This is a genomic window from Thioalkalivibrio sp. ALE9 (assembly GCF_000377445.1).
GTDB lineage: Bacteria > Pseudomonadota > Gammaproteobacteria > Ectothiorhodospirales > Ectothiorhodospiraceae > Thioalkalivibrio.
In genome coordinates this window covers 38,368-61,729 of the sequence record NZ_KB898133.1, presented here as the reverse complement: position 1 = coordinate 61,729, position 23,362 = coordinate 38,368, and the positions used below count along the sequence as shown (strand labels likewise).

Here is a 23,362-nt window from a genome sequence, read left to right as displayed (position 1 = left end):
GCCATCATGAACGAATTCACTCACTTCGATGCCGAAGGTCATGCGCACATGGTCGATGTCGGCGAAAAGTCCGTCACCCACCGCGTGGCGATCGCCGAGGGGCGCATCCACATGCAGCCGGATACCCTGCAGCGCATCCGCGAAGGCCGCCATGCGAAAGGGGACGTCCTCGGCATTGCCCGGGTGGCTGGCATCATGGGGGCCAAGAAGACCGGCGACCTGATCCCGCTGTGCCACCCGATCGGCCTGACCCGGGTGGCCCTGGAGCTGGAGACGGAAGATACCGCCGTGCGCGTACAGGCCACCTGCGAGGTGCACGCGCAGACCGGCGTGGAGATGGAGGCGCTGACCGCCGTGTCCACCGCGCTGCTGACGGTCTATGACATGTGCAAGGCCGTGGATCGCGGCATGCAAATTGATGGTGTTCGCCTGCTGGAGAAACGCGGGGGCCGCAGTGGCACCTGGCGGGCCGAACCGAAAGGAGATTCCGAATGAAATGGATCAAGCGCCTGCTGGGCCTGATTGCCATCCTGATCCTGCTGGCCATCATCGTGGCCGCATACCTGCTGGTCACCTTCGATGCCAATGACTACAAGGAGCGCATCGAGGCCGAGGTGCAGGAGGCCACCGGCCGCGAACTGACCCTGTCCGGGCCGATCGGTCTGACCCTGTTCCCCAGCCTTGGACTGCGCCTGGAAGAGGTGCGTTTCGGCAACGCCGAGGGCTTCGGCGACGAGCCGTTCGCCGAGGTCGATGTGGTGGATGTCGCGGTCGCGGTGATGCCGCTGCTGCGCCGCGAGCTGGAGGTCCAGCGCGTGGAGGCCGACGGCGTGCGTCTGAACCTGGCGCGCGACGAACAGGGCCGCAACAACTGGGACGACCTGCTGGATCACGCCGGCGCCGCCCGCGACGAGGCCGTGGGCGCGGATGACGACGAGCGCACCGAGACCGAGACCCGTCTGGCCCTGCAGCGCATCGACGTGGCCGGGATCTCCCTGACCAACGCCCGCGTGCACTGGGATGACCGCGAGTCCGGCATGCAGGCGACCCTGGAGCCGTTCGAGCTGCAGGTCGGTCGCTTCCGCCCGGGTATCGAGACGCGCCTTGATCTGGAGGCGGTCGTACGTGCCGAGGGCGGCGACCTGCCCGAACCGGTGGAGCTGGCCCTGGATCTGGGCGGCCTGCTCAATGTCGACCTGCTCAACGAGCGCTATTCCATCCGCCGTCTGAACGCGACCCTGGGCCTGGATGGCGGAGGCCTGCCGCGTGCCGTCGGCATGACGCTGGAGAGCGACGTGGGGCTGGAGATGGCCGACGCCATGACCCTGCGCTTCGAGCGCCTGACGCTGGGTGTCTCCGATCTGCGTCTGACCGGGTTCGCCGAGCTGTCCGACCTGGATGGCGAACTGCCGCAGGTGCGCACCGAGATGCGTACCAACACCGTCAACCTGAAGGACGTGCTGACCGACCTGGGGCTGGAGGCGCCGCAGACCAATGATCCCGACGCCCTCGCGCGCGTCGCGTTCGATTTCTCGGCCAGCGGCAGCTTCCAGGCCCTGGAGATGTCCCCGTTCCTGGTGACCGTGGATGACACCATGCTGAGCGGCTCCGCCGGCTGGGATGGCCGCGGTGAGCGCCCGACGATCACCTTCGATGTCTCCGGCGAACGCCTGAACCTCGACCGCTACCTGCCGCCGGAGGTGGAAGAGGCGCGTACCGACAACGGCAACGGCGAACGCGATGCCGACGAGGACCTCGCCATCGAGCTGCCGCTGGAGGCGCTGCGCAGCGTCGACGTGGACGGCCGCGCTGCGTTGGACCGCCTGGACGTGATGGGCATGGTCCTGCGCAACATCGAGCTGCAGATCCGGGGCGAGGCCGGCGACTGGAACATCGAGCCGCTGAACGCCGCCGCCTATGACGGCGAGCTGACCAGCCGCCTGCGCCTGGACGCCCGCCACGATGCCCCGCGCTACGAACTGGCCGCCGACCTGCAGGGCCTGGATATCGGCGCCCTGCTGGAGGACTTCCAGGGCGACGACGCGCGGTTGATGGGTACCGGCAACCTGGAGCTGGACATCAGCACCCGCGGCGAGCTGCTGAGCGAGCTGAAAGGGGCCCTGAACGGCTCCGGCAACATGCGCTTCGAGGACGGCGCGGTGCGCGGTATCAACGTGGCCCAGATCATCCGCCGCGCCGAGGCGCGGCTGCGCGGCGAACAGCTGGAAGAGGACGAGCCCAACCAGACCGACTTCAGCGAACTCGCCGGCAGCTTCACCATTCGCGACGGCGTGGTCCGCAACGACGACCTCGCCGCCAGCTCGCCCCTGCTGCGGGTGCGCGGCGAAGGCCAGGCCGACCTGAACGACGACAGCCTCGACTACCGCGTGAACACGACAGTGGTAGGCACGCTGGAAGGCCAGGGCGGCCGTGAACTGGACGACCTGCGCGGCGTGACCCTGCCCATCCGCATCAGCGGGACCTTCACCGACCCGAGCTTCCGTCTCGACCTGGAGGACGCCCTGCGCGGTCGCTACGAGGATGAGGCCCGCGAACGGGTGCGCGAGGAAGAGGAACGCGTCCGCGAACGCCTGGACGAGGAAGAAGAGCGCGCCCGCGAGCGCATCGAGCAGGAGTCCGACCGGCTCCTGGACCGCTTCCGCAGTCGCTGATCACCGCCGGTGCCCGCCTCCCGGGCGGGCGCCGCCATGCCCGGCCCATCCATGAACGCCTTCGCCGAGCGACTGCTGGCCTGGTTCGACCGCCACGGCCGCCAGGATCTGCCGTGGCAGCACCCGCGCACGCCGTATCGGGTGTGGGTCTCCGAGATCATGCTGCAGCAGACCCGGGTGGAGACCGTCGTCCCCTACTTCCTCCGCTTCATGGAGCGCTTCCCCGACGTGCAAAGCCTCGCGGCGGCGCCGCAGGATGCCGTGCTGCACCAGTGGTCGGGGCTTGGCTACTACGCCCGCGCGCGCAACCTGCACCGGGCCGCGCAGGTGGTGGTCGAGGAGCACGGGGGTGTCTTCCCCGCCCGACGCGAGGGCCTGGAGGCGTTGCCCGGGATCGGCCGCTCGACCGCCGCTGCGATCATCGCCCAGGCGCATGATGCGCCCGAGGCCATCCTGGATGGCAATGCCAAGCGTGTGCTCGCGCGCCACGCGGCGATCCACGGCTGGCCCGGCAGCCCGGCCGTCCAGCGCGAGCTGTGGGCCGAGGCCGAGGCGCGCACCCCAACCACGAGCTGCGCCGACTACACTCAGGCCATCATGGACCTGGGCGCCCTGCTCTGTACCCGCAGCCGGCCCGACTGCGGCGCCTGCCCCGTCCATCAGGACTGTGGCGCTGCGCAGCAGGGCCTGACCGCTACGCTGCCCTCGCCCCGACCACGCCGCGACCTCCCCACCCGCACCCGCTGGGCCGCGTGCCTGCGCGCGCCCGAGGGCATCGCCCTGGTCCGGCGCGGGCAGGACGGCATCTGGGGCGGGCTCTACAGCCTGCCCGAGGCCGAAACCCCCGAAGCCCTGGAGGACTGGGTGCTGGCCCAGTGGCCCGGCGCCGCGCCGGCCGCCACCGATCACGGTCTGCAGCACAGCTTCAGCCACTACCGCCTGGATCTGCGCATCCGCCCCTTCGACCTCCCGGCTGGCGCGTGTGGGATCATGGAAGGCGACAGGGTGATTTGGTATAAACCCGGCACATCACGGGCGGTCGGCATCCCGGCCCCCATCCAGCGTTATCTGCACGACGACAAGGATCCCGGCAATGGCACGAACCGTTAACTGCGTAAAACTCGGGCAAGAGGCCGAAGGCCTGGACTTCCCGCCCTATCCCGGCGAGATGGGCAAGAAGATCTACCTGAACGTGTCCAAGGAGGCCTGGCAGGCCTGGCTGAGTCACCAGACCATGCTGATCAACGAATACCGCCTGACCCCGGTCGATCCCAAGGCGCGCAAGTTCCTGGAAGAGGAAATGGAAAAGTTCCTGTTCGGCGAAGGCTCCGAGAAGCCGGAAGGCTTCGTCGACCCGAACGCCTCCTGATCCGGGCTTTTCAGCGGCGACCGGCCCGGCATGCTTGACGTGGCGGCGCCGGGCCGCTTTAATACCGCCCTTCGTCCGCAGGACGAATCCCCCCGCAGTATGGCCGGGTAGCTCAGTTGGTAGAGCAGGGGATTGAAAATCCCCGTGTCGGCGGTTCGATTCCGTCCCCGGCCACCATTATCTTTCCCGTAGCACCATCCTCCCCATCAATAAGCGTTGGCCGTGTCTGCGTATGGGCCGCCCGAGCTGCGTCGCGTCTGCGACCTGGTGCCCTGCTGACTTTGCGTGTTCCCGAATGGCTTGATGGCTATGCGGCCGATTCATGCTCGACATCCCAGCCCGGGAATACGAGTACGGCGGGGTGGCAGCGCAATGCCCTTGCCAGGACCTTGGCACGATCAACACCGAGACGTACACGGTCATTCTCGATGGCCGAAATGGTCGACTGGGGGATCCCGGAGGCATTCGCCAGATCGTTCTGGCTCATTTCCTGAAGCTCACGCAGGATCCGGACCGATTCGCCAACCGAAACCTCGACCCTCTTGTTTGCGTTGCGATAATCACTCATGTCACGCCCTCCCGTAATCGTGGGAGTTACCTTCTCGACTTCAACGAGCACCTTGTCTTTCTCCACCCGGTAAATGACGCGGTACTGGATGTTCAGTCGAGACGATCGGAAGCCTTTCCACTTGCCCGATAAAGCTTCGTCGTTGAAGCCCCGAATATGCCGCAACCCCTGCGGACCGGAGATGGTGACGATGTCCTTCCACTTCTCGTACCGCTTCTGAACTTCAGCAGGGGCGGCCGCCAGGCTCTTTTCTACCCTCTTGTGTTCAAAGATCTCCCACATACCAAATAGAGTATGCATACTGAATATGGTATATCAAGGTCGGACTCCTGACGCGGGCGCCGAGTACGGCTAGGCGGCAGCCAGAAAGATGGGTGTCTTCCTCATCGCACAGCCGATAACCCCATCTGGGCAACGTCCTGTTTCAGCGTTCCTCTCCGGCAGGTATCCCCGTACCAACGTCAGCCTCGGCTTCGTGGCACCATCCTTCCCATGAGCGTCCGCCGTATCCTGCCCGTGGATACCGTGATCTGCGTCGTATCTGCGACGCCGCACCGTATCCGTCGCTCGCGGTCGTGGACAATCAGGGTGTTTCTTTTTGTCGGTAGTGATTGACTTCTACCGGCATAACGGAACAGCATGCCGGCATGGGCAATAGCGCAGAAGCCATCCTCGATCTCGCGCGCAAACGCGGACTGATCCGGTCGCGCGACCTGGAACCACTGGGCCTGCCAAGAGTTGCGCTGACGCGTCTCGTCCGTCAGGGCATGCTCGCGCGGGTTGCGCGCGGCCTCTATGCGCTGCCGGACCGTCCTGTCTCGGAACACACCGCGCTGGCCGAGACCGCGCGCAAGCATCCGCGAGCGGTGGTGTGCCTGCTCTCGGCATTGCGTTTCCATAATCTCACCACCCAGTCGCCATTCGAGGTCTGGCTTGCCATCCCCAACAAGGCCCGCGCTCCCCGGATCGACTACCCGGCCCTGCGTATTGTCCGCTTTTCCGATCCTCTTCTTGCCGAAGGCGTCGAGGAATACTTGATCGAAGGGGTTCCGGTGCGCGTCACCGGTATTGCCAGGACGGTCGCGGACTGTTTCAAGTACCGCAACAAGATTGGCCTGGATGTCGCTCTGGAGGCCCTGCGCGAGGCCTGGAGTGAGAAGCGGGTGCGCATGGACGAACTCTGGCAGTTTGCCAGGCTGTGCCGGGTCGGCAATGTCATGCGCCCTTATCTGGAGAGCCTGACGTGAGTCCCAAAAACCCCGCCGCCTCGGTGCGTGCCCGACTGCTCGAAAACGCCCGAAACCACAAGCAGGACTACAACCTCGTACCAGGGAAACCCTGATCCATGTACACGCTCGCGCTCGAGTCGCTTTTGCGTGCGAACAAGGCGCGGCGACTGCCGTGCAGTCATTCTGCACAAGGGAGCCGCAACGCCGTTCCCGCGCAAAAGCGGCCGAGCCCCTCGGGGTTGGCACCCCAGGTTCCCCGATCCTGCATTACGCCGCTTGCGGGTAGAGCCACTACCGGCTGCGCACCGCGCCTTGTCTCGGAAAACCTGGGACACCAACGCGAGCGTGTACACGGATCAGGGTTTCCCTAACCCGCTATGCCCTTGAACGGTTCCTGTATCGCCTGAGCACCTCCTCCCATGCAGACCAGTTCCTGCTCAAGGGCGCTTTGCTGTTCGATCTGTGGTTCGACATCCCGCACCGTCCGACGCGTGATGCCGATCTCCTGGGCTTTGGGTCAGCCGAGCTGCCGCATATTGAGGCTGTGTTTCGGGATGTCTGTTCGGTGGAGCAGGACGATGGAATCCGTTTTCAGGCCGACTCGGTACGCGCGGAGGCGATTCGCAAGGAGGCCAGCTACTCCGGTGTGCGGATCACGTTGATAGGGCTGTTGGACGGTGCGCGCTGTCACATGCAGATCGACGTGGGTTTTGGCGATGCCGTGACACCAGGCCCCGACGCCATCGAGTTCCCGGTGATCTTGCCCGACATGCCTGCCCCCAGGCTTCGCGCCTATCCCCGCTCGACCGTTGTCGCCGAAAAGCTGGAGGCCCTGGTGTCGCTTGGCATCGCCAACAGTCGTATGAAGGATTACTTCGATCTCTGGGTCTTGTCGCGTTATGCCGATTTCGAAGGCGAAATTCTGTACCAGCCCATTCACGCGACATTCGAACGCCGCATGACACCGCTGCCGGAAGGTACCCCGTTCGGCCTGAGCGACGACTTCGCACAGGACCGATCGAAGCAGATCCAGTGGCAGGCATTTCTGAAGAAAAACACCCTGGCACACCTCCCGCTTTCCGATGTAGTAACGGATCTGCGAGCGTTCCTGTCGCGTCCGCTGCGCGCGGTCAAACAACGTGCGGTGTTTCGGGAAACCTGGCATGCCGGGCATGGCTGGACGCCTTCCAGCTGACACGCGATTCCATCGCGCATCTCCCGCAGCAGCGGAAGATGCGGCGCCGTGGCACCATCGTTTCCATGAGCATTCGCCGTATTCTGCGCATGGGGCACCCCGATCTGCGTCGCGTCTGCGACCCGGTACCCGACTCGGACTTTGACAGCCCTGGGCTGCACGCCCTGGTGGACGACCTCGTCGATACCATGCACGCCAGCGAAGGCCTCGGCCTGGCTGCTGCCCAGATCGGCGTTCCGCTACGCGTAGCCGTGATCGAGATCCAGCCGGGCAATACCCGTTACCCCGGAGCCGTGCCGACCGGCCGCTTGGTCCTCGTCAACCCGACCGTGACCGTGCTGGACCCAACCCCGCAACGCTACTGGGAAGGCTGCCTGTCCGTACCCGGGCTGCGCGGGGAGGTTGCCCGGCCGCGCCACATCGCCGTGGACTACTACGAGCCCGACGGCACGCCCCGCCACCTGGAACCCGAAGGGTTCCTCGCCACCGTCTTCCAGCACGAGATCGACCACCTCGATGGCACCCTGTTCATCGACCGCGTCACCGACACCACCCGCCTCGCCTTCCTCGACGAATACCGCGAGTTCCACGCGGCACCCTCGTCAAAGCCCACGTAAGCCCGCCCCTGCTGGCCATCCGAATGGGCCCGACTTCCTCCGGCTACTAGGACGGTACCGTCGATCGCCGATACAGGATGCGTCGGTAGTCGACCTCGCACTTAATAGTGATATCGGCAGGAGATGATCGTGATAGACGAATCCTCCACCGCATACACAAGTCGATTGGTGTCATCAATCCGACGCGACCAGAAACCCGCCAGGTTCTCCTTGAGGGCTTCCGGCTTGCCAATGCCTTCAAATGGAGACCGCCTCACGTCTTCTATCAACTTGTTGATCCGCTTCAGGGTCTTCTTGTCCTGACGTTGCCAGTAGAGGTAGTCAGTCCATGCTTCGTCGGTCCAGCAAAGCAACCGACTACTCATCCCCACCTACCAACGCACGCTCGGTCGCCTTTCCTGCCTTGTATTGCGTAATGGACCTGTTGAGGTGCTCTGCATTGGCAGGGGAACGCAAAAGATGCACCGTTTCCATCAGGCTGTTGTAGTGATCAAGTGACATGACCACTGCATCCTCCGAATCACGGCGCGTAATCACCGTGGTGTCGGCATCGTTGACCACCCCATCCAGTACGGCCTTGAGACCGTTGCGAGCCTCGGTGAATGAAACAATCTTCATGGCGCCTCCTGTACCTTGACTTGTACAAGTATAGGCCGGCCGGCCCACATGTACAACCAACTGTGCAGGTTGTGCTATCGCGTCGCCGAGTGAAATACCGGTTACCTGACAGCCACTCGCCTGACGCTGGTGGACCCCGTGTTCACCGCGCGGGGCGCGAGCCTGCTGCCTCGGGCCACCTCGACGGTACCCTGTTCATCGATCGCGTCACCGAAACTACCCGCCTCGCCTTCCTCGATGAATACCGCGAGTTCCACGCGCAGGCGTAGGGATCACGCCCCGTGGGGGCGCGGCCATGCGTTGCGCACCACCTCCGCCCCCAGCGCATCCAGCAGCGGGTGGGCCGCCAGGCCGAGCAGGCCATCGGTCAGGGGATTCTCGTCGCCGCAGCGCACGGCCAGTTCCAGATGCGTACCGCGCGCGCTCGGCGTCAGCCGGTAGCAGCCCTCGCAGGACAACCCGGCCAGCGCGCGCCAGCCGAGCAGGCGCGGCGGGACGGCGACCAGCACTTCCACGTCGAAGGTTAGCGGAACCCCGGCCACCCGCACACACCAGCGGTAGCGCTCGGGCCCGACGCAGGTGATGGACTCGATGGCCTCGCTGTAGGCGGCGAACGCCTCTACCCGGGCCATCAACTCGAATACCGCCTCCGGAGCGGCGTCGATCTCCATCTCGTGGTGGATCACCGACATCGCCCACCGCTCCACATTGCAGGGTCGCCGCCGGCAGGCCCGGAGGCCCAGGCCCGATCAGTCGTGCACGATGATGCGGGAGCCCGAGGCGTCGATATCCACGCGCGAGCTGGAGTAGGCACAGGCCTTCGCGATATCTTCCAGCGCGGGCATGTCATTGAGCTCCGCAAGCCGATGCAGAAGACTGCCGCCTTCGCAGTCGTGTGGCACGCCGTTCTCGTCCAGCGTGCAGCCGAACTCGCCCTCGTTCACCGACCAGTCCATGTCGGCCGGCATCTTCAGCACCACCGGCTCCTCGTGCATCACCTGGAACTTCGCCCGCATGGCGTTCTTGCCATCCTGCCAGTCGAGCACCGGCATGTTGTCTACGCTGCGCATGGTGTGCCTCCTTCGCGATTCCGCGAGGTTGCAACGGATTCCGCCGGGCCGTTCCCTGCCCCTTACCCTGGACGCTAGACCCCGTCCTTGCAGCGGTCAAAGGTTACCCCGGTGGCGTTGGGGAAGGGGCTGTGCGGCCGCTCATCAACGGCATGCTGGAATACTTCAGGCACGCCTATCGCGGGGCAAAAGGCAAGGTCTGACCCCGGTGGCTCGACTGCGCATGGTGTGCCTCCTTCGCGATTCCGCGAGGTTGCAACGGATTCAGCCGGGCCGATTCCTGCCCCTTACCTTGGACGCTAGACCCCGTTCCCGAGGCGGTCAAAGGTGACCCCTGAAGCGATGGGGAAGGGGCTGCGCCCGTAGTTCATCAACGGCATGGTGGGTTGTTTCGCGGAGGGACGCCGAAGGGCAAAAGGCAAGGTCTGACCCCGTGGTCCGCGGTTCTCCGCCCCTGTCCTTTGACGCTAGACCCCGTTCCCGAGGCGGTCAAAGGTGACCCCGGAAGCGGATGGGGAAGGGGCTATGCCGTATTTCAGCAACGGCATGGTGGATTGCTTCGGGGAGGGACACCGCAGGGCAAAAGGCAAGGTTTGACCCCCGTGGGCACGACCTGGTGGATTGCTTCGAGGAGGGACACCGCAGGGCAAAAGGCAAGGTTTGACCCCCGTGGGCACGACCCCCGTGGGCACCCACCGACCGCCACTTGGTGGAAACGACTGCCGACATCCACGGCTACAAGAAGAGGGGTATCCATAGCGGTGACCTCCAGGCAAGATCCGACGCCAAAACTCATCCGGCGTCTCGTCTACCTTTCAGCCATCACTCCAGAAGAGTGGGCACCATCCACGTGGGACGCTCCGGATGATGCAGGGGCGGCGAAGGCGGCATTTCAGAACCGAGCACGTCCAAGCGGAGTGCGGACCCCACAAGCCACACCTCCGCCGCCGTCTCGAGTCTAGAACACCTCAACACCCTTCGCCGGCCTGCGAAATCCAAAGGTAGACCCCGGTGGGTCCGTGGTTCCCCGTTCGATTCCGTCCCCGGCCACCATTGGTTTTCAACGGCTTACGCGGTATTCCCCGCAGACTCGCCGTGCCCCTCCTCGCTCTATGTAAGCACTATGTAAGCAGCTTCGGCTCATCAGCACCGGCTTAGGCGAAGCTATCGGCGCACCAGCCAGTTCACCAGAACCGCAGCGAAAAAGACTGTCAGTCCCACCATCACCGACATGGGCAGACTGATCGCCCATTCCAGAACTCGAGAAAGCCCGGCCCAGCCCTCGATCTGTAGGGGCTCCGGCGGGTCCAGGCCAATGAACTCGAGCGCGTTGCGGAAGGGGAGCGGTAGCCATTCCCCTTCTCGAAGCCAGTGCCACACTTGAAACGCGAGCACGCCCGCAAACCAGAGCAAGCCGACGATTAAAGCAATAGAGACCAACGCAGCCGCGGCCTTGTCCCAAACGTCCTCAACCGGTGGTCGCGTCTCGTAACCCATCCTGTTACCCGCCTACGACGCGATGCTTGGCGCTGCTTCCTCCAGCACCCCGGCCAGCCGGTCGGCGGTATGCGCAACCATCTTCAGCAGCGCGGCGGTGTCGGGGTCGGTATGGCTGGCAATCGCCTTGCACCCGGTGCGGATCTCCAGGGCCAGGTCCCGAGCATCCTCCAGTTCCAGAAGGTGCAAGGTTTGGGTGATAGCATCAGTGTTGCTCATGGCGTCTACTCCTATGCAGTGACGTTGTGGGAAGTGCCCGGGGCAGTTGCAGCTACCCCGGGTGCGTTTTTAACGTAGCACCGGGGTTGCACCGGTGCCAGTGCTGGGCTTGGGGGGGATATGTTTGGGATGAAATGGATAAGTTCGGCTTGCATGGGCGCAGTACTGCTTGGCTGCGCGGTATCCGCACCGGCGGGCGAGTTCGAGTTGTTACGTGGGTTGGCAGCTTATTTAGATGGAGATTACCCGCTGGCATACGAAGAGTTCCGCCCGCTAGCGGAACAAGGAGACAAAGTCGCACAAGAAAGACTCGGGTGGCTATACGACAACGGTCTGGGCATTAGCCAGGATCACGCCGAAGCTGCCAAGTGGTATCGACGAGCTGGCGAACAAGGAAACTGGGACGCGCAAAGCAAACTCGGTTTGCTGTACTACCAAGGCCGTGGCGTCCCCCAAGATTACACTGAAGCCGCCAAGTGGTTTCGAAAAGCGGCGGAACAAGGGAGCGCGGCTGCACAGTATATGCTGGCGGTCCTCTATGGTCTCGGTCAGGGCGTCTTGCAAGACCAAGTTCGTGCTCATATGTGGGCGAACATCGCAACCGTAAACGGAGGACCAAACAGCCCCGAGCTCAGGGATATCAGGGATACATTTGCTCGCGAAATGACCCGCGACCAAATCGCCGAAGCCCAGCGCCGAGCTCGCGAGTGCATGGAGTCCAACTACACCAACTGCGACTGAGCCGCTCCGCTAACCATCTCCACCATCGCCGCCCCCATCGGGCGCCTTCAGTTCGCCATCCACCACCGCCCGTAAGCGTCCAGCGAAATACCTTCTTTTCGTCGTCCCGCCGCGGGTCCGATCATGAAGCCGAGTCCAGTTGGGGAGCAACGGCATCATGGGTTGGAGGCGACGGAGTCGGGAGGAGTGGCAGCGGTTGGTATCGGGTTGGCCGCGTAGCGGTCTAGCCCAGGGAGTGTATTGTGCGCAGCACGGGATCTCCGTCGGCAGCCTGCAGCGCTGGCGGCGGCTCCTGGATGCGGAAGCGGCGACGCCGCGACCGAGTTCGTGCCGGTGACGCTGGTGGGCGATCCGCCGCCCGCGGCGGCCGGTGGGCACCGGGGGTCGGACCTTTAGGAGGTTCGACGGATCAGTAAGATAAAGCCTGTGGGGCGATGAATTGGGGCCTTAGAACGGCAATTTGGGGCCGGGAACGTGGTTGTAAGGGGCGGGGTCTTCGGCGAGGTGGTAAGCATCGGCGTCGTTGCGCACAGAGCGATCGACGGCACGGATGCCCAACTGTACGTGGATTGTCCGCACGAACGGTTCGCTTCCCACGGCGAGCGCCTGCGTCCAACGATCATCCCGAGCGGCTCGGTCGTTGTGTAGCGCATCGTCTACCCACCCTCGATGGGTGTCGGCGAGGGACTGAAGCGTAGGCAGGCCGAGGGCCCGGGCCAGTGCCTCGCGGTCGATGATGCGGTAGCGCCGGGGCGGGAGCTGGATCTCGTGGTAGCCGCATACGAGCCACTCGGAGGGGTGTTGGACGGCGCCGGCGCGGACCATGTTGAAGTCGATGTACACGAGGCAGCGGGCGAGGTGATCGCCCGTTTCGACGGCGGTGGCGTGGTAGCGATCCTCCCAGAACGCACCCTTGCGATTTTTTCTGCGGTTGTAGGCTTGGGCGGTTCGCCCGGCGATCAGGCGCATGGCAGCCGGGATCTCGTTGCGTCCGGTATCGCGTACCAGGAAGTGGACAGTTGGACGTGACGATGTAGTTGAGTACACAGAGGTCGTAGCGTTTGCGGCTCTCGAACAGCCATTGACGCCAGCACAGGCGGTCGCGCTGGAACTTCAGGATGAAGTCCCTACGGTGGCAGCGATGGGTGATGTGCCAGACGCGGCCCGGCGCGAAGTAGCGGTTGGCGCGCGGCATGGGTTCCCTCCCTGGAACAAGCCATTTGGCGGTCGAAATGGGCAGTTTAAGCGCCCGGAAACGGGCTTTGAAAGCGGTAGGTGCTTGACTCTTGGGAGGACCGAGAGGTCCGACCCCGCGTCAGGATAGCTGAATCCTCCGACTGTTGGAGAATCCGTGGTCGTCTAGAACTTCTGCGAAGGAATCATAGCTTCCACGAAATACGGTAACCGTCGCTTTCTCTGCCGGTTCGCTCATCAGAATAAGCCTCTAAAAATGTCGTGAACCATAACGCCAAACTCAGCGGCGAAGCCTTTGGCGAGCCCCCTGTATTTGCTTGTTAAATGAATCATTTGCTACACCAAAATATAAGCTTGTCCCACTTACGAACTTAAATACCGAAAGCCTGTATAAGTTTCGAAGCAGTTTTGGCGCATCGGCTTGATGATCATCGAGATCTCTTACTATATCGGAATATAGCTTGAAAGCCTTTTCTTGCCTTTCCAGACTCTCTTCGATGAGGTCGCAGCTCCTAGCCACAAATGCAGTATTTTTTATTTCGCTATTGTTCCCAGCTTGAGAGAGTCGTTCTAGTTCATCAATTAGATGCTTGCTTTCGACGTTTTCTGGCTCAGAATGGGCTATGCCAACTGTACCTGGACACACATATGTGTATGCACTATGCCCCACTAATTTATGAGGCTGACAGAAATTGGAATTCGGGACAAATGATTGATTCTTGTGAACGTTCCAGAATTCTTCTTTAGTGTGAAATACTGGGCTCGCGTAAGTGACAACACCTTCATGTCCCACGCTTGACTCGAGGGCCTCCAGCGTCTTCTGTTGGTGGTCGAGCACTTTGTATCGGTAGTACTCGTGCCCCCAGGAATCCCATTCTGACGAGGTTTCTTTGATCATACGCTCGGGTCTTTTATGCTGCACAAATGCATTAAATTTGAACTTTGGAAGATCATTATCGAACGCTTCTTCTAGTGCATAGACATCTCTTGGAAAATACAAACCATTCAGATAGTTTCTGAAGAACCGTCTGTACCAAGGATAGCCGCCTAAGAAATGGCGCCAAAAATCCCTATTGCGAGTAAATAGTGCCGCATCAAACCCTAGAAAATTTTCAAGGTGTTGACCCGGTGGAAATATCAGGTTACTTCCCTGCAGCAACTCAATATTCAGGTGTTGCTCGTACTGCTTCTCTTCAAATTCTGCGAGCAAGCTAGGAACTCCTTACCATTTAACAGCAGATTAGACAGAATCTATCATATTGGTGATATGCGGTTTCTGCATAGTATCGTGGGGGGCTCTTGTGGCTGTACGCTGTCACGGGTTAAACCATTCTTTTATCATGGTATTGGCGGTTGCGTCGAGTGTGGGGGTGCTACACGCGGGCCCCCGGGAATGAACGGGAAGTCAATCAATACCTTACATGGCGCGAAGCGTTGGACTGCGGGTGAGCTGTAGGGGGAGGGATTGAAGGTTCGTCGATGGGTTGGTTCGCGGCGGCACGGGAAAATCGGTGGCACCGGCGTGGCGGACGATGGCGCTATACAGAATCGGTATATCACCGTTATCGCAGTGTGGCGTGACGGGCGGAGGCACCACGCGTGGGCCGAGAATCGGGCTTCCTGCGGAAGCTGTGGCGGCGTTCCCTGGTACGATCCGGCCAGAGGTTAACGGAGAGCCGGTGTTGGAAGCGCTCATGGAAGCGAATAGGGCTGTGGTGGTCTGCGGCATTCTGGAGGAAGCACAGGGGCGGATCTTCCTGGCGCGTCGCGGGGCGGATCAGGCGCTGGCGGGGTGTTGGGAATTTCCCGGTGGCAAGGTGGAGCCGGGTGAGAGCCTGGAGGCGGCGTTGTGCCGCGAATTCCGTGAGGAGCTGGCGATGGAGCTCCGGGTGGGGGAAGAGATCGGGCGCACGCGGATTCCGGGGAACGGAAGCCTGGAGTTGGTGGCGCTGCGGGCGTGGACGGATGACGAGAGGCCGGTGCTGACGGTGCACGATCGGTGGTGCTGGGTGTCACCATTGGAGGCTCAAGGGCTCGAGCTTGCGCCTGCGGACATCCCATTGCTCGAAGCCTTTATGGCTGCACGTTCCGAATGAGCCGATATAGCGCCGCCAAGTCGCTGTCCGGTGTCCAATGGGTCGGCCTACATGAACGGCTGGATACACCCCGGGTGCGGCAGGCGCTGGAGGCCCTGGGGCTGGAGGATCACGCCCGCTGGAGCCAGGGGCTCGGGGGCGACGATCTGGCGATGAGCCTGGTCGCCGAGCTGGCCCAGCGGCTCGCCGAACGCGCGGGCGAGCTGCGCGAGAAGGGACACGAGGACTGGACCCGGGCCGTGCAGGGACTGGCGGATGCGTTGGCGGCGGCGGGGCATCCCCTTTCAGGAATTGAGGAAGACCTTCCGCAGCCGCCGTTTCGGCAGTTGCTGGAAGTGCGTTCCCCAGCCGCCGACCATGTAGGGCAGCAGGAGACGCCACGGCCGGATGTTCCGCTGGCTCTGTCCAGCCTGCTCACCGGTTCGGATCGTACGCCCAGCCTGGTCACGCAGATTGAAAAGGAGCTGGCCAGTGCGGAGCGGGCCGACTGGCTGGTGTCCTTCATCAAGTGGAGTGGGATTCGCGCCCTGCGCGAGACGCTGAAGCGCTTTACGGAGACCCCGACGGCCGATGGCTCTCCCAGGCTGCGGATCGCGACGACCTCGTACCTCGGCGCCACGGATCTCAAGGCCATCGAGTTTCTGCTAGGCCTGCCGAACACCGAGATTCGGGTCTCGTACGACACGCACCGCACGCGCCTGCACGCCAAGGCCTACCTGTTCCATCGGGGCACGGAGTTTGGCAGTGCCTACATTGGCTCGGCGAATGTCTCGCGGGTAGCGATGGATGAGGGGCTGGAGTGGACGGCCAAGGTCAGTGAATACGAGCTGCCGCATATGTGGCGCCAGATCCAGACCTCGTTCGAGGCGCACTGGGCAGACCCGGCGGAGTTCGAACCGCTCACCCCGGATAACCTCCCCCGCCTGCAACAGGCACTGGAGTCGGAATCCAGCTCGGGGCCTGGGGAGCAGAAAGACGCCACCGCGTTCTTCGACCTGCGGCCGTATGCCTTTCAGCAGGAGATCCTGGAGGACATCCAGCGCGAGCGCCGTTCAGGGATCGACCGCCATCTGGTGATCGCGGCCACCGGGACCGGCAAGACCATGATCGCGGCGTTCGACTATCGGCGGTTTGCGCGCGAGCAGGCGGATAAAGGGCGCCCGTCGTTGCTGTTCATCGCCCACCGCGAGGAGATCCTGCGTCAGGCAATGGCGAGTTTCCGCCAAGTGCTGCAGGACCACGAATTCGGTGACTTGCTGGTGGGCGGGGCGCGCCCGAGTCAGGACCGCCATCTGTTCTGCACGGTGGCGAGTTGGAATTCACGGGACCTCGATCGCCTAGACCCGGCGCATTTCGATTACGTGGTTCTGGATGAGGCGCACCACAGTACTGCCGGGAGCTACCAGCGCATCCTCGAGCATGTGCGGCCCAAGTGCCTGCTGGGCCTGACCGCGACGCCGGAGCGCACGGATGCCGACGATATCCGCCAGCACTTCGGCCAACGTTACACCCATGAGATCCGCCTGCCGGATGCGATCGAGCGTCGCCTGTTGGTGCCGTTCCATTACTTTGGCGTGGCCGACCATGAGTCCGTGGATCTGAGCCGGGTGAGTTGGCAGCGCGGGCGCTATGACGCCGAAGAACTGGAAGGGGTGTTCACTGGCAACCGGGCGCGCGCCGATTGGGTCCTGCAGCAGGCCCATGAACACGCCACGGATCTAGGCTCGGTCAGGGGCTTGGGTTTCTGCATCAGTCGCGCCCATGCCCGCTTCATGGCCGAGCATTTTTCGGCCAAGCAGGTGCCCAGCGCGGTGCTGACGGGCGACAGCTCAGATCACGAGCGGAAGTCGGTGCAGCGCGACCTGCGTGAGGGGCGCATCCGCTTCATCTTCACGGTGGACCTCTATAACGAAGGCGTGGATCTGCCGGAGGTGGACACCGTTTTGCTGCTGCGCCCGACCGAGAGCCTGACGGTCTACCTGCAGCAGATGGGGCGCGGCCTGCGCTTGCACGAGGGCAAGCCGCACCTAACCGTGCTGGATTTCGTCGCGCCGCAGCACCGGCGTTTTCGTTATGCCGCTCGGTTCCGCGCCCTGAGCGCGCGGCCGGAAAAGCGGGTGGACCACCAGATCCAGGAAGGCTTCCCTTGGTTGCCCAGCGGCTGCCTGATCCACCTCGACCGCCTGGCCACCCAGCACGTACTCGACAACATCCGTGCGCAGATCAACCGCCAGCGACCGCAGATCATCCGCGAGCTGAAGGACTGTTTCCGGGAGGACATCGACTCCGCCAGCCTGCCCAAGATGCTGGACTGCCTGCATATGGATGATGCGGAAGACCTGCTGCGCAAGGACCTGCCCTCCCGGCTACGCGCGGACTGCGGAGGCGAATCGACCGAAGCGCTGGGACCCTATGCCAGCGGCCTCAAACGCGGGCTGCAGCGTTTGGCGCGGTGTGACGATCACCAGTTGCTGGAAACCCTGCAGACCCATCTGGCGCAGCCGGCCGCGAACGTGGAGCAGCTTGCCGAAGAAGATCGGCTCCGGTTGGCCCTCGTCCACAGCACCCTATGGGGCAAGACGCGGCCGGGGGACGGGGACCTAACCGCCGTGGATGCCTTCGTCCGCGAACAGCGCCCCCTGTACCGGGATCTCCAGGAAGTCGCCGCCTGGCGACACGAGCGTATCGTCCCCGCCAGCGGCATCACCTTCCCGGAGCAGACGGGGCCGCTGGAACTGCACGCGTCTTACACCCGCGAGCAGATCCTGCTGGCGCTGGGACTTGGCAGCCTGGAGAAGCCCATCACCCAGCAGGAGGGTGTGCGGCACGTACCGGAGCGGCGGGTGGATGCGTTGTTCGTCACCCTGGAGAAGTCCGAGCAGGAGTTCTCCCCCACCACCATGTACGAGGACTACGCCCTCAACGAGCGGCGGTTCCACTGGCAGTCGCAGTCCGGCACCTCACCCACCTCGGAGACCGGGCAGCGTTACATCCACCACGAGGCGCGTGGCTACACCCCCATGCTGTTCATTCGGCGGGCCAAGCGTGATGCGACGGGCCTCAGCGAGCCATTCACCTTCTGTGGCCCGGTGCGCTACCAGCACCACGAAGGCAGCAAGCCGATGAGCATTGTCTGGGAGCTGGAGTACGAACTGCCCACCCGGCTCCTGCACCTCGCACGCCGCACGGTCTTGTAACGCGGCTGGGGAAACGCGGATCAGGCGGTTTGCAGCGCGGTCTTCTGTTCCCAGGCGAGGGCGTGGCGGACGATCTGGTCGAGGTCGGCGTATTGCGGTTCCCAGGCGAGGGTCTGGCGGATGCGGCGGGCGTCGGCCATCAGGGCGGGTGGGTCGCCTTCGCGGCCCTCACCGTTGGCATCATCCAGCGCGAGGCTTTCAGGTTTCGGAAGCCCGGATGCCGTCAAGCACTTCTTCCAGCATTCGAAGGATGCTGGTGGCGCCCGCAGGATCATGTGGTGAGGTGGCGATCATGTCGCCAACAAGCTGAAGCCGCCCGTCCGGCGCTGTCTCCCGTTCCAGGATTTCGACGAGACTGGCCCGGGGCGTCGGCGCCATGAGGGAGGCCAAGTCTGCTCCGAGCATATGCGCCCCGGCTTCTCGATAGTCGAAGTCTTCGCGATCAAGCAGGCTGGCATGCTCCTCGAACAGGCGATCACGATTGCCGGCATCCAGGTACGTCTCCACAAGGTGCCGAAAGTCTTCCGCATCACGTCGTCGTCGGCCGTCCAGCCGACCATCGTCCCAGGCAATGAGCTTGAGCAGGGCCAGGCCTGCAGGAGAGACGCAGCGAACGTCGGACGGTGGGTCGCTCCGGACCCGCACCAGGCGAGCCGTCTTGAAAGCGTCGCCGAAACCCAGGACGTTCATGCGAACCGTGTGGTCGGGTGGCCAGGTGATCTCGTGGTCCGAGTCCTCGATTTTGCCGTACGGGATCAAGTCGACGGGAAGGCGTTGGTCGCCATCGGTGAAAATCAGCCGCTGCGCGGCCCGATCGGAGACGAAACGCCCGGTTGCCAGCAGGCTGTTCTCGAGATCCTGGAACGTATCCCAATGTGCGATCTCCAGCCCGAGGTCGATATCCCGGGTGGCCCGCCGCACCTCAAGGCCGAAACCATGGTGAAGCACCATATCCCGCGCGGTCGCACCGACCACTACAAACGGGATGCGGAGATCGGCGGCCAGGCGATCGATCTCGCCCAGCGCTTCGGCCAGTAACGGGTCAATCCGGTTCGAGATGTCCAGCCAGACCCTGTTCATAAAGCATCCTTGCGGTTTCGATGTTCCGTTCGTGTCCGCTCGCCAGTAATTCGGCATAGACGAGCAGGCGGGGCGCCAGGTCCGGTGCGTCCGTGTTGCACTCCGGGGGCCAGAAGCTCTTGTGGAGCTCGATATTTCCGGTCGGGTCCTTGCGCAGGCCGAAGGTGGCCAGCAGCGGGCCCGGGGGCATGCGCGTGTGAATGGAGATGCGTTCCGGGACCAGGTAGCCGGTGAGTCGTGCGGCCGCCACTTCACCGCCCCATACTGCACGGTAGGGCTCCAGCGCGGCGTCCTGCCACCACTCCGGGTCGGCCGCGCGGTAACGCCCGAGGAAGGTTTTCGGCCGCAGTTGTTCGGGGTAGGCGAGGGTCCAGCGCTCGATCAGGGTTGGGTAGTTGTGCAGTCGCCGTGTGCGTCGGCCGGTTTCCAGGAGAAAGCCCTGGTCCCGCAGTGCATGCAGCGTTCGGCTGGCGCTCCCCAGTGACACGCCGGCGGCCTCGGCGATTTCCCGATAGGTGGAGCTCACGAGATGTGGAGCGCAAAGCAGGGCGAACACGATGCGCAGCCCGGCGCCCTGAGAGGCGGCGTGCGCTGCGGGTCTGGGATCCGGATATTCCATGGCCGTACGCTTGTTGCCCTTGATGAAGACATAGACTGGCGGGGCGTTGATGTACGCGTTGCCGGCGAGGTCCAGAAAGCCGATGTCCATGTCACGCAGGCGGTCGGCCATCTTCGGGTTCACGTATTCGCTGATGATCAGTGCGGGCCATTCGGGATCGAGCCGGTTGGCGGTCAGCCCCAGTTCGGCTGGAGTGAGCCGAGGCAGGACGTGGATTTCAAAGCATCGGTTAGTGTGTTCCGGGGCGAAGCGCAGGAATGCGGACCGGTCTCCCGCCCGAGCCGTGCTTCCGCGGGCGGGTGCGCGTTCAATTTGCGGCCGTAGTCCCGTCTCGCGCTCCAGGCGTTCGTATGCCTGCTGCAGAAGTGGATGTTCCGCCAGGGTTTCGTCGGTCGGGCGCATTCGTTCATTTCTAGTTCGTGTTCAATATGGTTGAACATAGGAGTAAATGGAACAAAAATCAAAGTCCGGACTGTTTGTGCGGTGAGGGACGGGATGTTTCCCGGCGCGCAGTGATGGTTTGGTGTTGCGCCGGTGGCGAGAGCATCGGCGTCCACCCGCGAATCTTCAGACCTTGCGTTTTGCCCCGTCCGTTATCGGGCGGGGCCGCGATCTCCGGGGAGAGGTGAGTGCTCAGGCGGTCTGAAGCGCGGTTTTCTGTTCCCAGGCGAGGGCGTGGCGGACGATCTGGTCGAGGTCGGCGTATTGCGGTTCCCAGGCGAGGGTCTGGCGGATGCGGCGGGCGTCGGCCATCAGGGCGGGCGGGTCGCCTTCGCGGCGCGGGCCGAGGGTGACGGGGAAGTCCACGCCGCTGGCGCGTTTCACGGCGTCGATCACCTCGAGCACGCTGTAGGCGTGACCGTAGCCGCAGTTGAGCACCTGAGAGTCGCCGCCGCCGTCGAGGTGTTCCAGGGCGCGGACGTGGGCGGCGGCCAGGTCTTCCACGTGGATGTAGTCGCGTTCGCAGGTGCCGTCGCGGGTGTCGTAGTCGGTGCCGAATACGGTGATGCCGTCGCGCTGGCCGGTGGCGGCCTGGCAGGCGACCTTGATCAGGTGGGTGGCGTCGGGCGTGGCCTGGCCCAGGTGGCCGTCGGGAGCGGCGCCGGCCACGTTGAAGTAGCGCAGGCTGACGTAGCGCAGGTCCGAGGCGGCGCCCAGGTCCATCAGCATGCGCTCGGACATCATCTTGGAGGCGCCGTAGGGGTTGATCGGCTGCAGCGGTGCGTCTTCCGCAACCGAGACGGTGTCGGGGATGCCGTAGACCGCGGCGGTGGAGGAAAACACGAAATGGCGCACGCCGGTATCCGCACAGGCCTGCAGCAGATTGAGGGTGTTGCGGGTGTTGTTGCCGTAGTACTTGAGCGGATCGGCGACCGATTCGGGCACGACGATATGCGCGGCGAAGTGGAGCACGCCGTCGAACCCGCGTTCTAGGGTGTCGCGCAGGCCTTCGGTATCGGCCAGGTCGCCGACCACCAGCTCGGCATCCCCCACGGCCCAGGCGTGGCCGGTACTGAGGTTGTCGTACACGGTGACCGTGTGCCCCGCCCTGCGCAGGTGCTGCAGGACATGGCTGCCGATGTAGCCGGCCCCGCCCGTTACCAGCAGTTTCATCCATCGCCCCCGGTCGCTGTGGGTTGGGGCTGGCGGGGCGCGTCAGGGGTCGGGTGGTGCCGGGTGACGGCCGTATTGCCAGCGATACCACAGAATACCGAGGTACTCGTGCATGGCGAGCCAGCTCGTGCGAATGGCGTTAGCCTGGGGTTTGAAGGCGCCTAACGACAGCCGCGTGTCATGCGCGACGAACGCCCCGGTTGGCGCCGGGATGGGCTCCAGCCCGGCGCGTTCGAACGCGGCCGTGGCGCGCGGCAGGTGGTGGGCATGGGTGACCAGCAGCACGCGTTGCAGGCCGTGTTCCTGCAGCAGCGCGGCCGAGTGGTGGGCATTGCCCTGCGTGTCGCGCGCCTGAGGTTCCTGCCACACCGGCGATACCCCGAACTCCTCCAGCACCTCGGCCATCCAGCGGGCCTCCGGTTCCCGATCGTCCGGGCCGCCGCCGGTGGCGACCACCGGCAGGCCGGTGCGTCGGTGCAGGGCGGCGGCATAGCGCAGGCGCACCAGGGCCAGGTCGTTCACCGTCTCGCCGGAGAACTCGACGGCGCCGCTGCGGTAGCCGGCGCCCAGCACGACGATCGCCTCGGCGCGTTCCAGCGCCGCCGCGTCGGGGGGTGACCAGGGCGTCTGCAACGGGGCCATCAGGGCGTGGCTGACCGGCGGGAGGCTGAAGGCGTAGGTCAGCAGGAGCCCGGTGATCAGCAGCGCCTTGCCCGCGAGGGTGCGCATCAGCAGCAGGCCCGCCAGGGCCAGCAGCAGCGGCCCGCTGGGCGGGAGCAGCAGCCAGTCGACCAGAAAACGCAGCGACAGAAAATCCACGGGGCATCCTTGTTGGCGGTAGCAGGACGGCCCGGCGGCGCCGTAACGCGAACGTTAGTCAGGAGCCACCGGGAATGAAGGCCTTACGTGGACTCTGTTCACAACCGGGGCCTAACATCAAGTTGCTTGTGGAATCCGGTATTCCCGGTAAGCGTAGCCAGGTATCGCGGCCTTCGGGGTGCGGTGCGGGCCCGGTTCCCGGTCGGGTGAAGCCTCCAAACAACCGCCAGAAATGTCCAAGGGGGAGTCGCGATGTCCCTGATCCATGCTTCAAAGGTCGGGCCGAAGTTCGGGTTTGCCTTCCTGCTGCCGGCCCTGATCCTGGGTGGCTGCGCCACGACCGATTTTCCGGATGCCCCGACCTCCATCGAGCGCACGGTGATCGAGCAGTACATCATCGGTCCCGGCGACTCCCTGCAGGTGTCTGTGCGTGGCAATCCGGATCTCTCCACCGGCGTATCCGTACGCCCGGACGGGCAGATCACCACCCCGCTGGTCGAGGATGTCCAGGCCAGTGGCCAGACGCCCACCGAACTGGCGCGGGCGATGGAGGAGGAGCTCTCCCGGTTCCTGCGTGATCCGATCGTCACGGTGATGGTGACCGGCTTCGCCGGGCCCTACAGCCGCCAGATCCGGGTGATCGGGCAGGCCGCGGAGCCGCAGGCGCTGCAGTACCGCGAGGAGATGAGCGTGATGGACGTGATGATCGCGGTGGGCGGTATCACCGACTTCGCGGCCGGCAATCGCGCGGTGATCGTGCGCAACGAGGACGGCGAGCGCAAGCAGTACCGGGTGCGCCTGGACGACCTGGTGAACGGCGGCGACATTTCGGCCAACGTGGACATGCTGCCCGGCGACACGCTGATCATTCCGGAACGACGCTTCTGACGAGCCCGGGGCGCGACGGGCGGGTTCCGGGCGCGCGGCGCTGAGGCGCCGCCGGGGAAT

At 64.0% G+C, this 23,362-nt stretch carries 24 protein-coding genes, 1 tRNA gene and 3 pseudogenes; 13 read left to right on the top strand and 15 right to left on the bottom strand.

Features of this window, described 5'->3' with window-relative positions; translation table 11 throughout:
* Positions 1 to 6 precede the first annotated feature (6 nt).
* From moaC to D106_RS0112080, 5 genes are all read left to right on the top strand, one after another.
* The gene (gene moaC / locus D106_RS0112100) at positions 7 to 495 is read left to right on the top strand and encodes a cyclic pyranopterin monophosphate synthase MoaC (protein WP_017940559.1); all 489 of its coding nucleotides are present in this window, start codon (positions 7 to 9) and stop codon (positions 493 to 495) included.
* Positions 492 to 2,672 (top strand): AsmA family protein, encoded by a 2,181-nt coding sequence (locus tag D106_RS0112095; RefSeq protein WP_018880192.1) that lies wholly within the window; start codon positions 492 to 494, stop codon positions 2,670 to 2,672. The genes moaC and D106_RS0112095 overlap by 4 nt, the downstream gene beginning before the upstream one ends.
* Positions 2,673 to 2,723: 51 nt before the next feature.
* Positions 2,724 to 3,782, top strand: coding sequence for an A/G-specific adenine glycosylase (gene mutY / locus D106_RS0112090; protein WP_018880191.1), 1,059 nt, complete (start codon positions 2,724 to 2,726; stop codon positions 3,780 to 3,782).
* Positions 3,766 to 4,041, top strand: a complete 276-nt coding sequence (locus D106_RS0112085; protein ID WP_018866575.1) for an oxidative damage protection protein — start codon at positions 3,766 to 3,768, stop codon at positions 4,039 to 4,041. Before mutY ends, D106_RS0112085 begins: the two co-directional genes overlap by 17 nt.
* 101 nt (positions 4,042 to 4,142) lie before the next feature.
* Positions 4,143 to 4,218: transfer RNA gene (locus D106_RS0112080), tRNA-Phe, on the top strand.
* A 130-nt stretch (positions 4,219 to 4,348) separates the two neighbouring features.
* Here D106_RS0112080 and D106_RS15305 read toward each other — a convergent pair.
* Together D106_RS15305 and D106_RS15300 are read right to left on the bottom strand one after the other, a co-directional pair.
* Positions 4,349 to 4,609 carry a helix-turn-helix domain-containing protein gene (locus D106_RS15305; protein ID WP_026280491.1) on the bottom strand — a complete coding sequence of 87 codons (261 nt, stop codon included), beginning with the start codon at positions 4,607 to 4,609 and terminating at the stop codon, positions 4,349 to 4,351.
* Position 4,610: 1 nt separating this feature from the next.
* Positions 4,611 to 4,891 (bottom strand): annotated as a pseudogene (locus tag D106_RS15300) (type II toxin-antitoxin system YafQ family toxin).
* Positions 4,892 to 5,256: 365 nt separating this feature from the next.
* Here D106_RS15300 and D106_RS0112065 point away from each other — a divergent pair.
* The 3 genes from D106_RS0112065 to def all read left to right on the top strand — a co-directional run bounded on the left by D106_RS0112065 (position 5,257) and on the right by def (position 7,650).
* Positions 5,257 to 5,856, top strand: coding sequence for a type IV toxin-antitoxin system AbiEi family antitoxin domain-containing protein (locus tag D106_RS0112065; protein WP_018876727.1), 600 nt, complete (start codon positions 5,257 to 5,259; stop codon positions 5,854 to 5,856).
* Between the two features lie 280 nt (positions 5,857 to 6,136).
* Positions 6,137 to 7,033, top strand: coding sequence for a nucleotidyl transferase AbiEii/AbiGii toxin family protein (locus tag D106_RS0112060; RefSeq protein WP_196994415.1), 897 nt, complete (start codon positions 6,137 to 6,139; stop codon positions 7,031 to 7,033).
* A 65-nt stretch (positions 7,034 to 7,098) separates the two neighbouring features.
* Positions 7,099 to 7,650, top strand: coding sequence for a peptide deformylase (gene def, locus D106_RS0112055; RefSeq protein ID WP_026280342.1), 552 nt, complete (start codon positions 7,099 to 7,101; stop codon positions 7,648 to 7,650).
* Between the two features lie 101 nt (positions 7,651 to 7,751).
* On the opposite strand, the gene D106_RS0112050 is transcribed toward def, so the two are convergent.
* Together D106_RS0112050 and D106_RS0112045 are read right to left on the bottom strand one after the other, a co-directional pair.
* Positions 7,752 to 8,015 (bottom strand): Txe/YoeB family addiction module toxin, encoded by a 264-nt coding sequence (locus D106_RS0112050; RefSeq protein WP_018866579.1) that lies wholly within the window; start codon positions 8,013 to 8,015, stop codon positions 7,752 to 7,754.
* A complete protein-coding gene (locus D106_RS0112045; RefSeq protein ID WP_018866580.1) occupies positions 8,008 to 8,268 on the bottom strand; it encodes a type II toxin-antitoxin system Phd/YefM family antitoxin in 261 nt (86 codons plus the stop codon). The genes D106_RS0112050 and D106_RS0112045 overlap by 8 nt, the downstream gene beginning before the upstream one ends.
* A 176-nt stretch (positions 8,269 to 8,444) precedes the next feature.
* Between D106_RS0112045 and D106_RS14930 the strand changes: the two are divergent.
* Positions 8,445 to 8,537 (top strand): annotated as a pseudogene (locus tag D106_RS14930) (peptide deformylase); the annotation flags it as partial.
* A gap of 3 nt (positions 8,538 to 8,540) precedes the next feature.
* Here D106_RS14930 and D106_RS0112035 read toward each other — a convergent pair.
* From D106_RS0112035 to D106_RS0112020, 4 genes are all read right to left on the bottom strand, one after another.
* Positions 8,541 to 8,960: an SRPBCC family protein gene (locus tag D106_RS0112035; protein WP_018880188.1), complete on the bottom strand. Its 420-nt coding sequence runs from the start codon at positions 8,958 to 8,960 to the stop codon at positions 8,541 to 8,543.
* Positions 8,961 to 9,017: 57 nt separating this feature from the next.
* On the bottom strand, positions 9,018 to 9,338 hold the full coding sequence (locus D106_RS0112030; RefSeq protein ID WP_018866583.1) for a hypothetical protein: 321 nt from the start codon (positions 9,336 to 9,338) through the stop codon (positions 9,018 to 9,020).
* 1,164 nt (positions 9,339 to 10,502) lie between these two features.
* Positions 10,503 to 10,835, bottom strand: a complete 333-nt coding sequence (locus D106_RS0112025) for a hypothetical protein (RefSeq protein WP_018880187.1) — start codon at positions 10,833 to 10,835, stop codon at positions 10,503 to 10,505.
* Between the two features lie 12 nt (positions 10,836 to 10,847).
* Positions 10,848 to 11,054 (bottom strand): hypothetical protein, encoded by a 207-nt coding sequence (locus D106_RS0112020; protein WP_018880186.1) that lies wholly within the window; start codon positions 11,052 to 11,054, stop codon positions 10,848 to 10,850.
* A gap of 153 nt (positions 11,055 to 11,207) precedes the next feature.
* On the opposite strand from D106_RS0112020, the gene D106_RS14920 reads away from it, so the two are divergent.
* A complete protein-coding gene (locus D106_RS14920; protein WP_081620089.1) occupies positions 11,208 to 11,795 on the top strand; it encodes a tetratricopeptide repeat protein in 588 nt (195 codons plus the stop codon).
* Between the two features lie 447 nt (positions 11,796 to 12,242).
* On the opposite strand, the pseudogene D106_RS14330 reads toward D106_RS14920, so the two are convergent.
* Both D106_RS14330 and D106_RS15115 read right to left on the bottom strand, forming a co-directional pair.
* Positions 12,243 to 12,990 (bottom strand): annotated as a pseudogene (locus tag D106_RS14330) (transposase).
* A 279-nt stretch (positions 12,991 to 13,269) separates the two neighbouring features.
* Positions 13,270 to 14,199 carry a hypothetical protein gene (locus D106_RS15115; RefSeq protein ID WP_155986351.1) on the bottom strand — a complete coding sequence of 310 codons (930 nt, stop codon included), beginning with the start codon at positions 14,197 to 14,199 and terminating at the stop codon, positions 13,270 to 13,272.
* 472 nt (positions 14,200 to 14,671) lie between these two features.
* Here D106_RS15115 and D106_RS0112005 point away from each other — a divergent pair, with 472 nt between their 5' ends.
* The gene (locus D106_RS0112005) at positions 14,672 to 15,085 is read left to right on the top strand and encodes a (deoxy)nucleoside triphosphate pyrophosphohydrolase (protein WP_026280659.1); all 414 of its coding nucleotides are present in this window, start codon (positions 14,672 to 14,674) and stop codon (positions 15,083 to 15,085) included.
* Positions 15,082 to 18,282: a DUF3427 domain-containing protein gene (locus D106_RS0112000; protein WP_026280658.1), complete on the top strand. Its 3,201-nt coding sequence runs from the start codon at positions 15,082 to 15,084 to the stop codon at positions 18,280 to 18,282. Before D106_RS0112005 ends, D106_RS0112000 begins: the two co-directional genes overlap by 4 nt.
* 20 nt (positions 18,283 to 18,302) lie before the next feature.
* Here D106_RS0112000 and D106_RS0111995 read toward each other — a convergent pair whose 3' ends face one another.
* The 5 genes from D106_RS0111995 to D106_RS0111975 all read right to left on the bottom strand — a co-directional run bounded on the left by D106_RS0111995 (position 18,303) and on the right by D106_RS0111975 (position 22,414).
* The gene (locus D106_RS0111995) at positions 18,303 to 18,509 is read right to left on the bottom strand and encodes a hypothetical protein (protein ID WP_018880181.1); all 207 of its coding nucleotides are present in this window, start codon (positions 18,507 to 18,509) and stop codon (positions 18,303 to 18,305) included.
* Positions 18,481 to 19,362, bottom strand: coding sequence for a nucleotidyl transferase AbiEii/AbiGii toxin family protein (locus D106_RS0111990; protein ID WP_018880180.1), 882 nt, complete (start codon positions 19,360 to 19,362; stop codon positions 18,481 to 18,483). The genes D106_RS0111995 and D106_RS0111990 overlap by 29 nt, the downstream gene beginning before the upstream one ends.
* Complete coding sequence (locus D106_RS0111985; RefSeq protein WP_018880179.1) at positions 19,325 to 20,383, bottom strand: type IV toxin-antitoxin system AbiEi family antitoxin; 1,059 nt, start codon at positions 20,381 to 20,383, stop codon at positions 19,325 to 19,327. Before D106_RS0111985 ends, D106_RS0111990 begins: the two co-directional genes overlap by 38 nt.
* A 231-nt stretch (positions 20,384 to 20,614) precedes the next feature.
* Positions 20,615 to 21,595: a UDP-glucose 4-epimerase GalE gene (gene galE, locus D106_RS0111980; RefSeq protein WP_018880178.1), complete on the bottom strand. Its 981-nt coding sequence runs from the start codon at positions 21,593 to 21,595 to the stop codon at positions 20,615 to 20,617.
* 42 nt (positions 21,596 to 21,637) lie between these two features.
* Positions 21,638 to 22,414 carry a YdcF family protein gene (locus tag D106_RS0111975; protein ID WP_018880177.1) on the bottom strand — a complete coding sequence of 259 codons (777 nt, stop codon included), beginning with the start codon at positions 22,412 to 22,414 and terminating at the stop codon, positions 21,638 to 21,640.
* 252 nt (positions 22,415 to 22,666) lie between these two features.
* On the opposite strand from D106_RS0111975, the gene D106_RS0111970 reads away from it, so the two are divergent.
* On the top strand, positions 22,667 to 23,302 hold the full coding sequence (locus tag D106_RS0111970) for an XrtA/PEP-CTERM system exopolysaccharide export protein (RefSeq protein WP_018866590.1): 636 nt from the start codon (positions 22,667 to 22,669) through the stop codon (positions 23,300 to 23,302).
* Positions 23,303 to 23,362 lie beyond the last annotated feature (60 nt).

What these genes read in the sequence shown, in the direction of transcription:
- D106_RS0111990 (WP_018880180.1), bottom strand. Translation starts at nt 19,362, where the DNA reads ATGAACAGGGTCTGGCTGGACATCTCGAACCGGATTGACCCGTTACTG.
- galE (WP_018880178.1), bottom strand. Translation starts at nt 21,595, where the DNA reads ATGAAACTGCTGGTAACGGGCGGGGCCGGCTACATCGGCAGCCATGTC.
- moaC (WP_017940559.1), top strand. Translation starts at nt 7, where the DNA reads ATGAACGAATTCACTCACTTCGATGCCGAAGGTCATGCGCACATGGTC.
- D106_RS0112065 (WP_018876727.1), top strand. Translation starts at nt 5,257, where the DNA reads ATGGGCAATAGCGCAGAAGCCATCCTCGATCTCGCGCGCAAACGCGGA.
- D106_RS0112020 (WP_018880186.1), bottom strand. Translation starts at nt 11,054, where the DNA reads ATGAGCAACACTGATGCTATCACCCAAACCTTGCACCTTCTGGAACTG.
- D106_RS0112000 (WP_026280658.1), top strand. Translation starts at nt 15,082, where the DNA reads ATGAGCCGATATAGCGCCGCCAAGTCGCTGTCCGGTGTCCAATGGGTC.
- D106_RS0112045 (WP_018866580.1), bottom strand. Translation starts at nt 8,268, where the DNA reads ATGAAGATTGTTTCATTCACCGAGGCTCGCAACGGTCTCAAGGCCGTA.
- D106_RS0112095 (WP_018880192.1), top strand. Translation starts at nt 492, where the DNA reads ATGAAATGGATCAAGCGCCTGCTGGGCCTGATTGCCATCCTGATCCTG.
- D106_RS0112050 (WP_018866579.1), bottom strand. Translation starts at nt 8,015, where the DNA reads ATGAGTAGTCGGTTGCTTTGCTGGACCGACGAAGCATGGACTGACTAC.
- D106_RS0112035 (WP_018880188.1), bottom strand. Translation starts at nt 8,960, where the DNA reads ATGTCGGTGATCCACCACGAGATGGAGATCGACGCCGCTCCGGAGGCG.
- D106_RS0112030 (WP_018866583.1), bottom strand. Translation starts at nt 9,338, where the DNA reads ATGCGCAGCGTAGACAACATGCCGGTGCTCGACTGGCAGGATGGCAAG.
- D106_RS14920 (WP_081620089.1), top strand. Translation starts at nt 11,208, where the DNA reads ATGGGCGCAGTACTGCTTGGCTGCGCGGTATCCGCACCGGCGGGCGAG.
- D106_RS0111970 (WP_018866590.1), top strand. Translation starts at nt 22,667, where the DNA reads ATGTCCCTGATCCATGCTTCAAAGGTCGGGCCGAAGTTCGGGTTTGCC.
- D106_RS15305 (WP_026280491.1), bottom strand. Translation starts at nt 4,609, where the DNA reads ATGAGTGATTATCGCAACGCAAACAAGAGGGTCGAGGTTTCGGTTGGC.
- mutY (WP_018880191.1), top strand. Translation starts at nt 2,724, where the DNA reads ATGAACGCCTTCGCCGAGCGACTGCTGGCCTGGTTCGACCGCCACGGC.
- D106_RS0111985 (WP_018880179.1), bottom strand. Translation starts at nt 20,383, where the DNA reads ATGCGCCCGACCGACGAAACCCTGGCGGAACATCCACTTCTGCAGCAG.
- def (WP_026280342.1), top strand. Translation starts at nt 7,099, where the DNA reads ATGAGCATTCGCCGTATTCTGCGCATGGGGCACCCCGATCTGCGTCGC.
- D106_RS0112085 (WP_018866575.1), top strand. Translation starts at nt 3,766, where the DNA reads ATGGCACGAACCGTTAACTGCGTAAAACTCGGGCAAGAGGCCGAAGGC.
- D106_RS0112025 (WP_018880187.1), bottom strand. Translation starts at nt 10,835, where the DNA reads ATGGGTTACGAGACGCGACCACCGGTTGAGGACGTTTGGGACAAGGCC.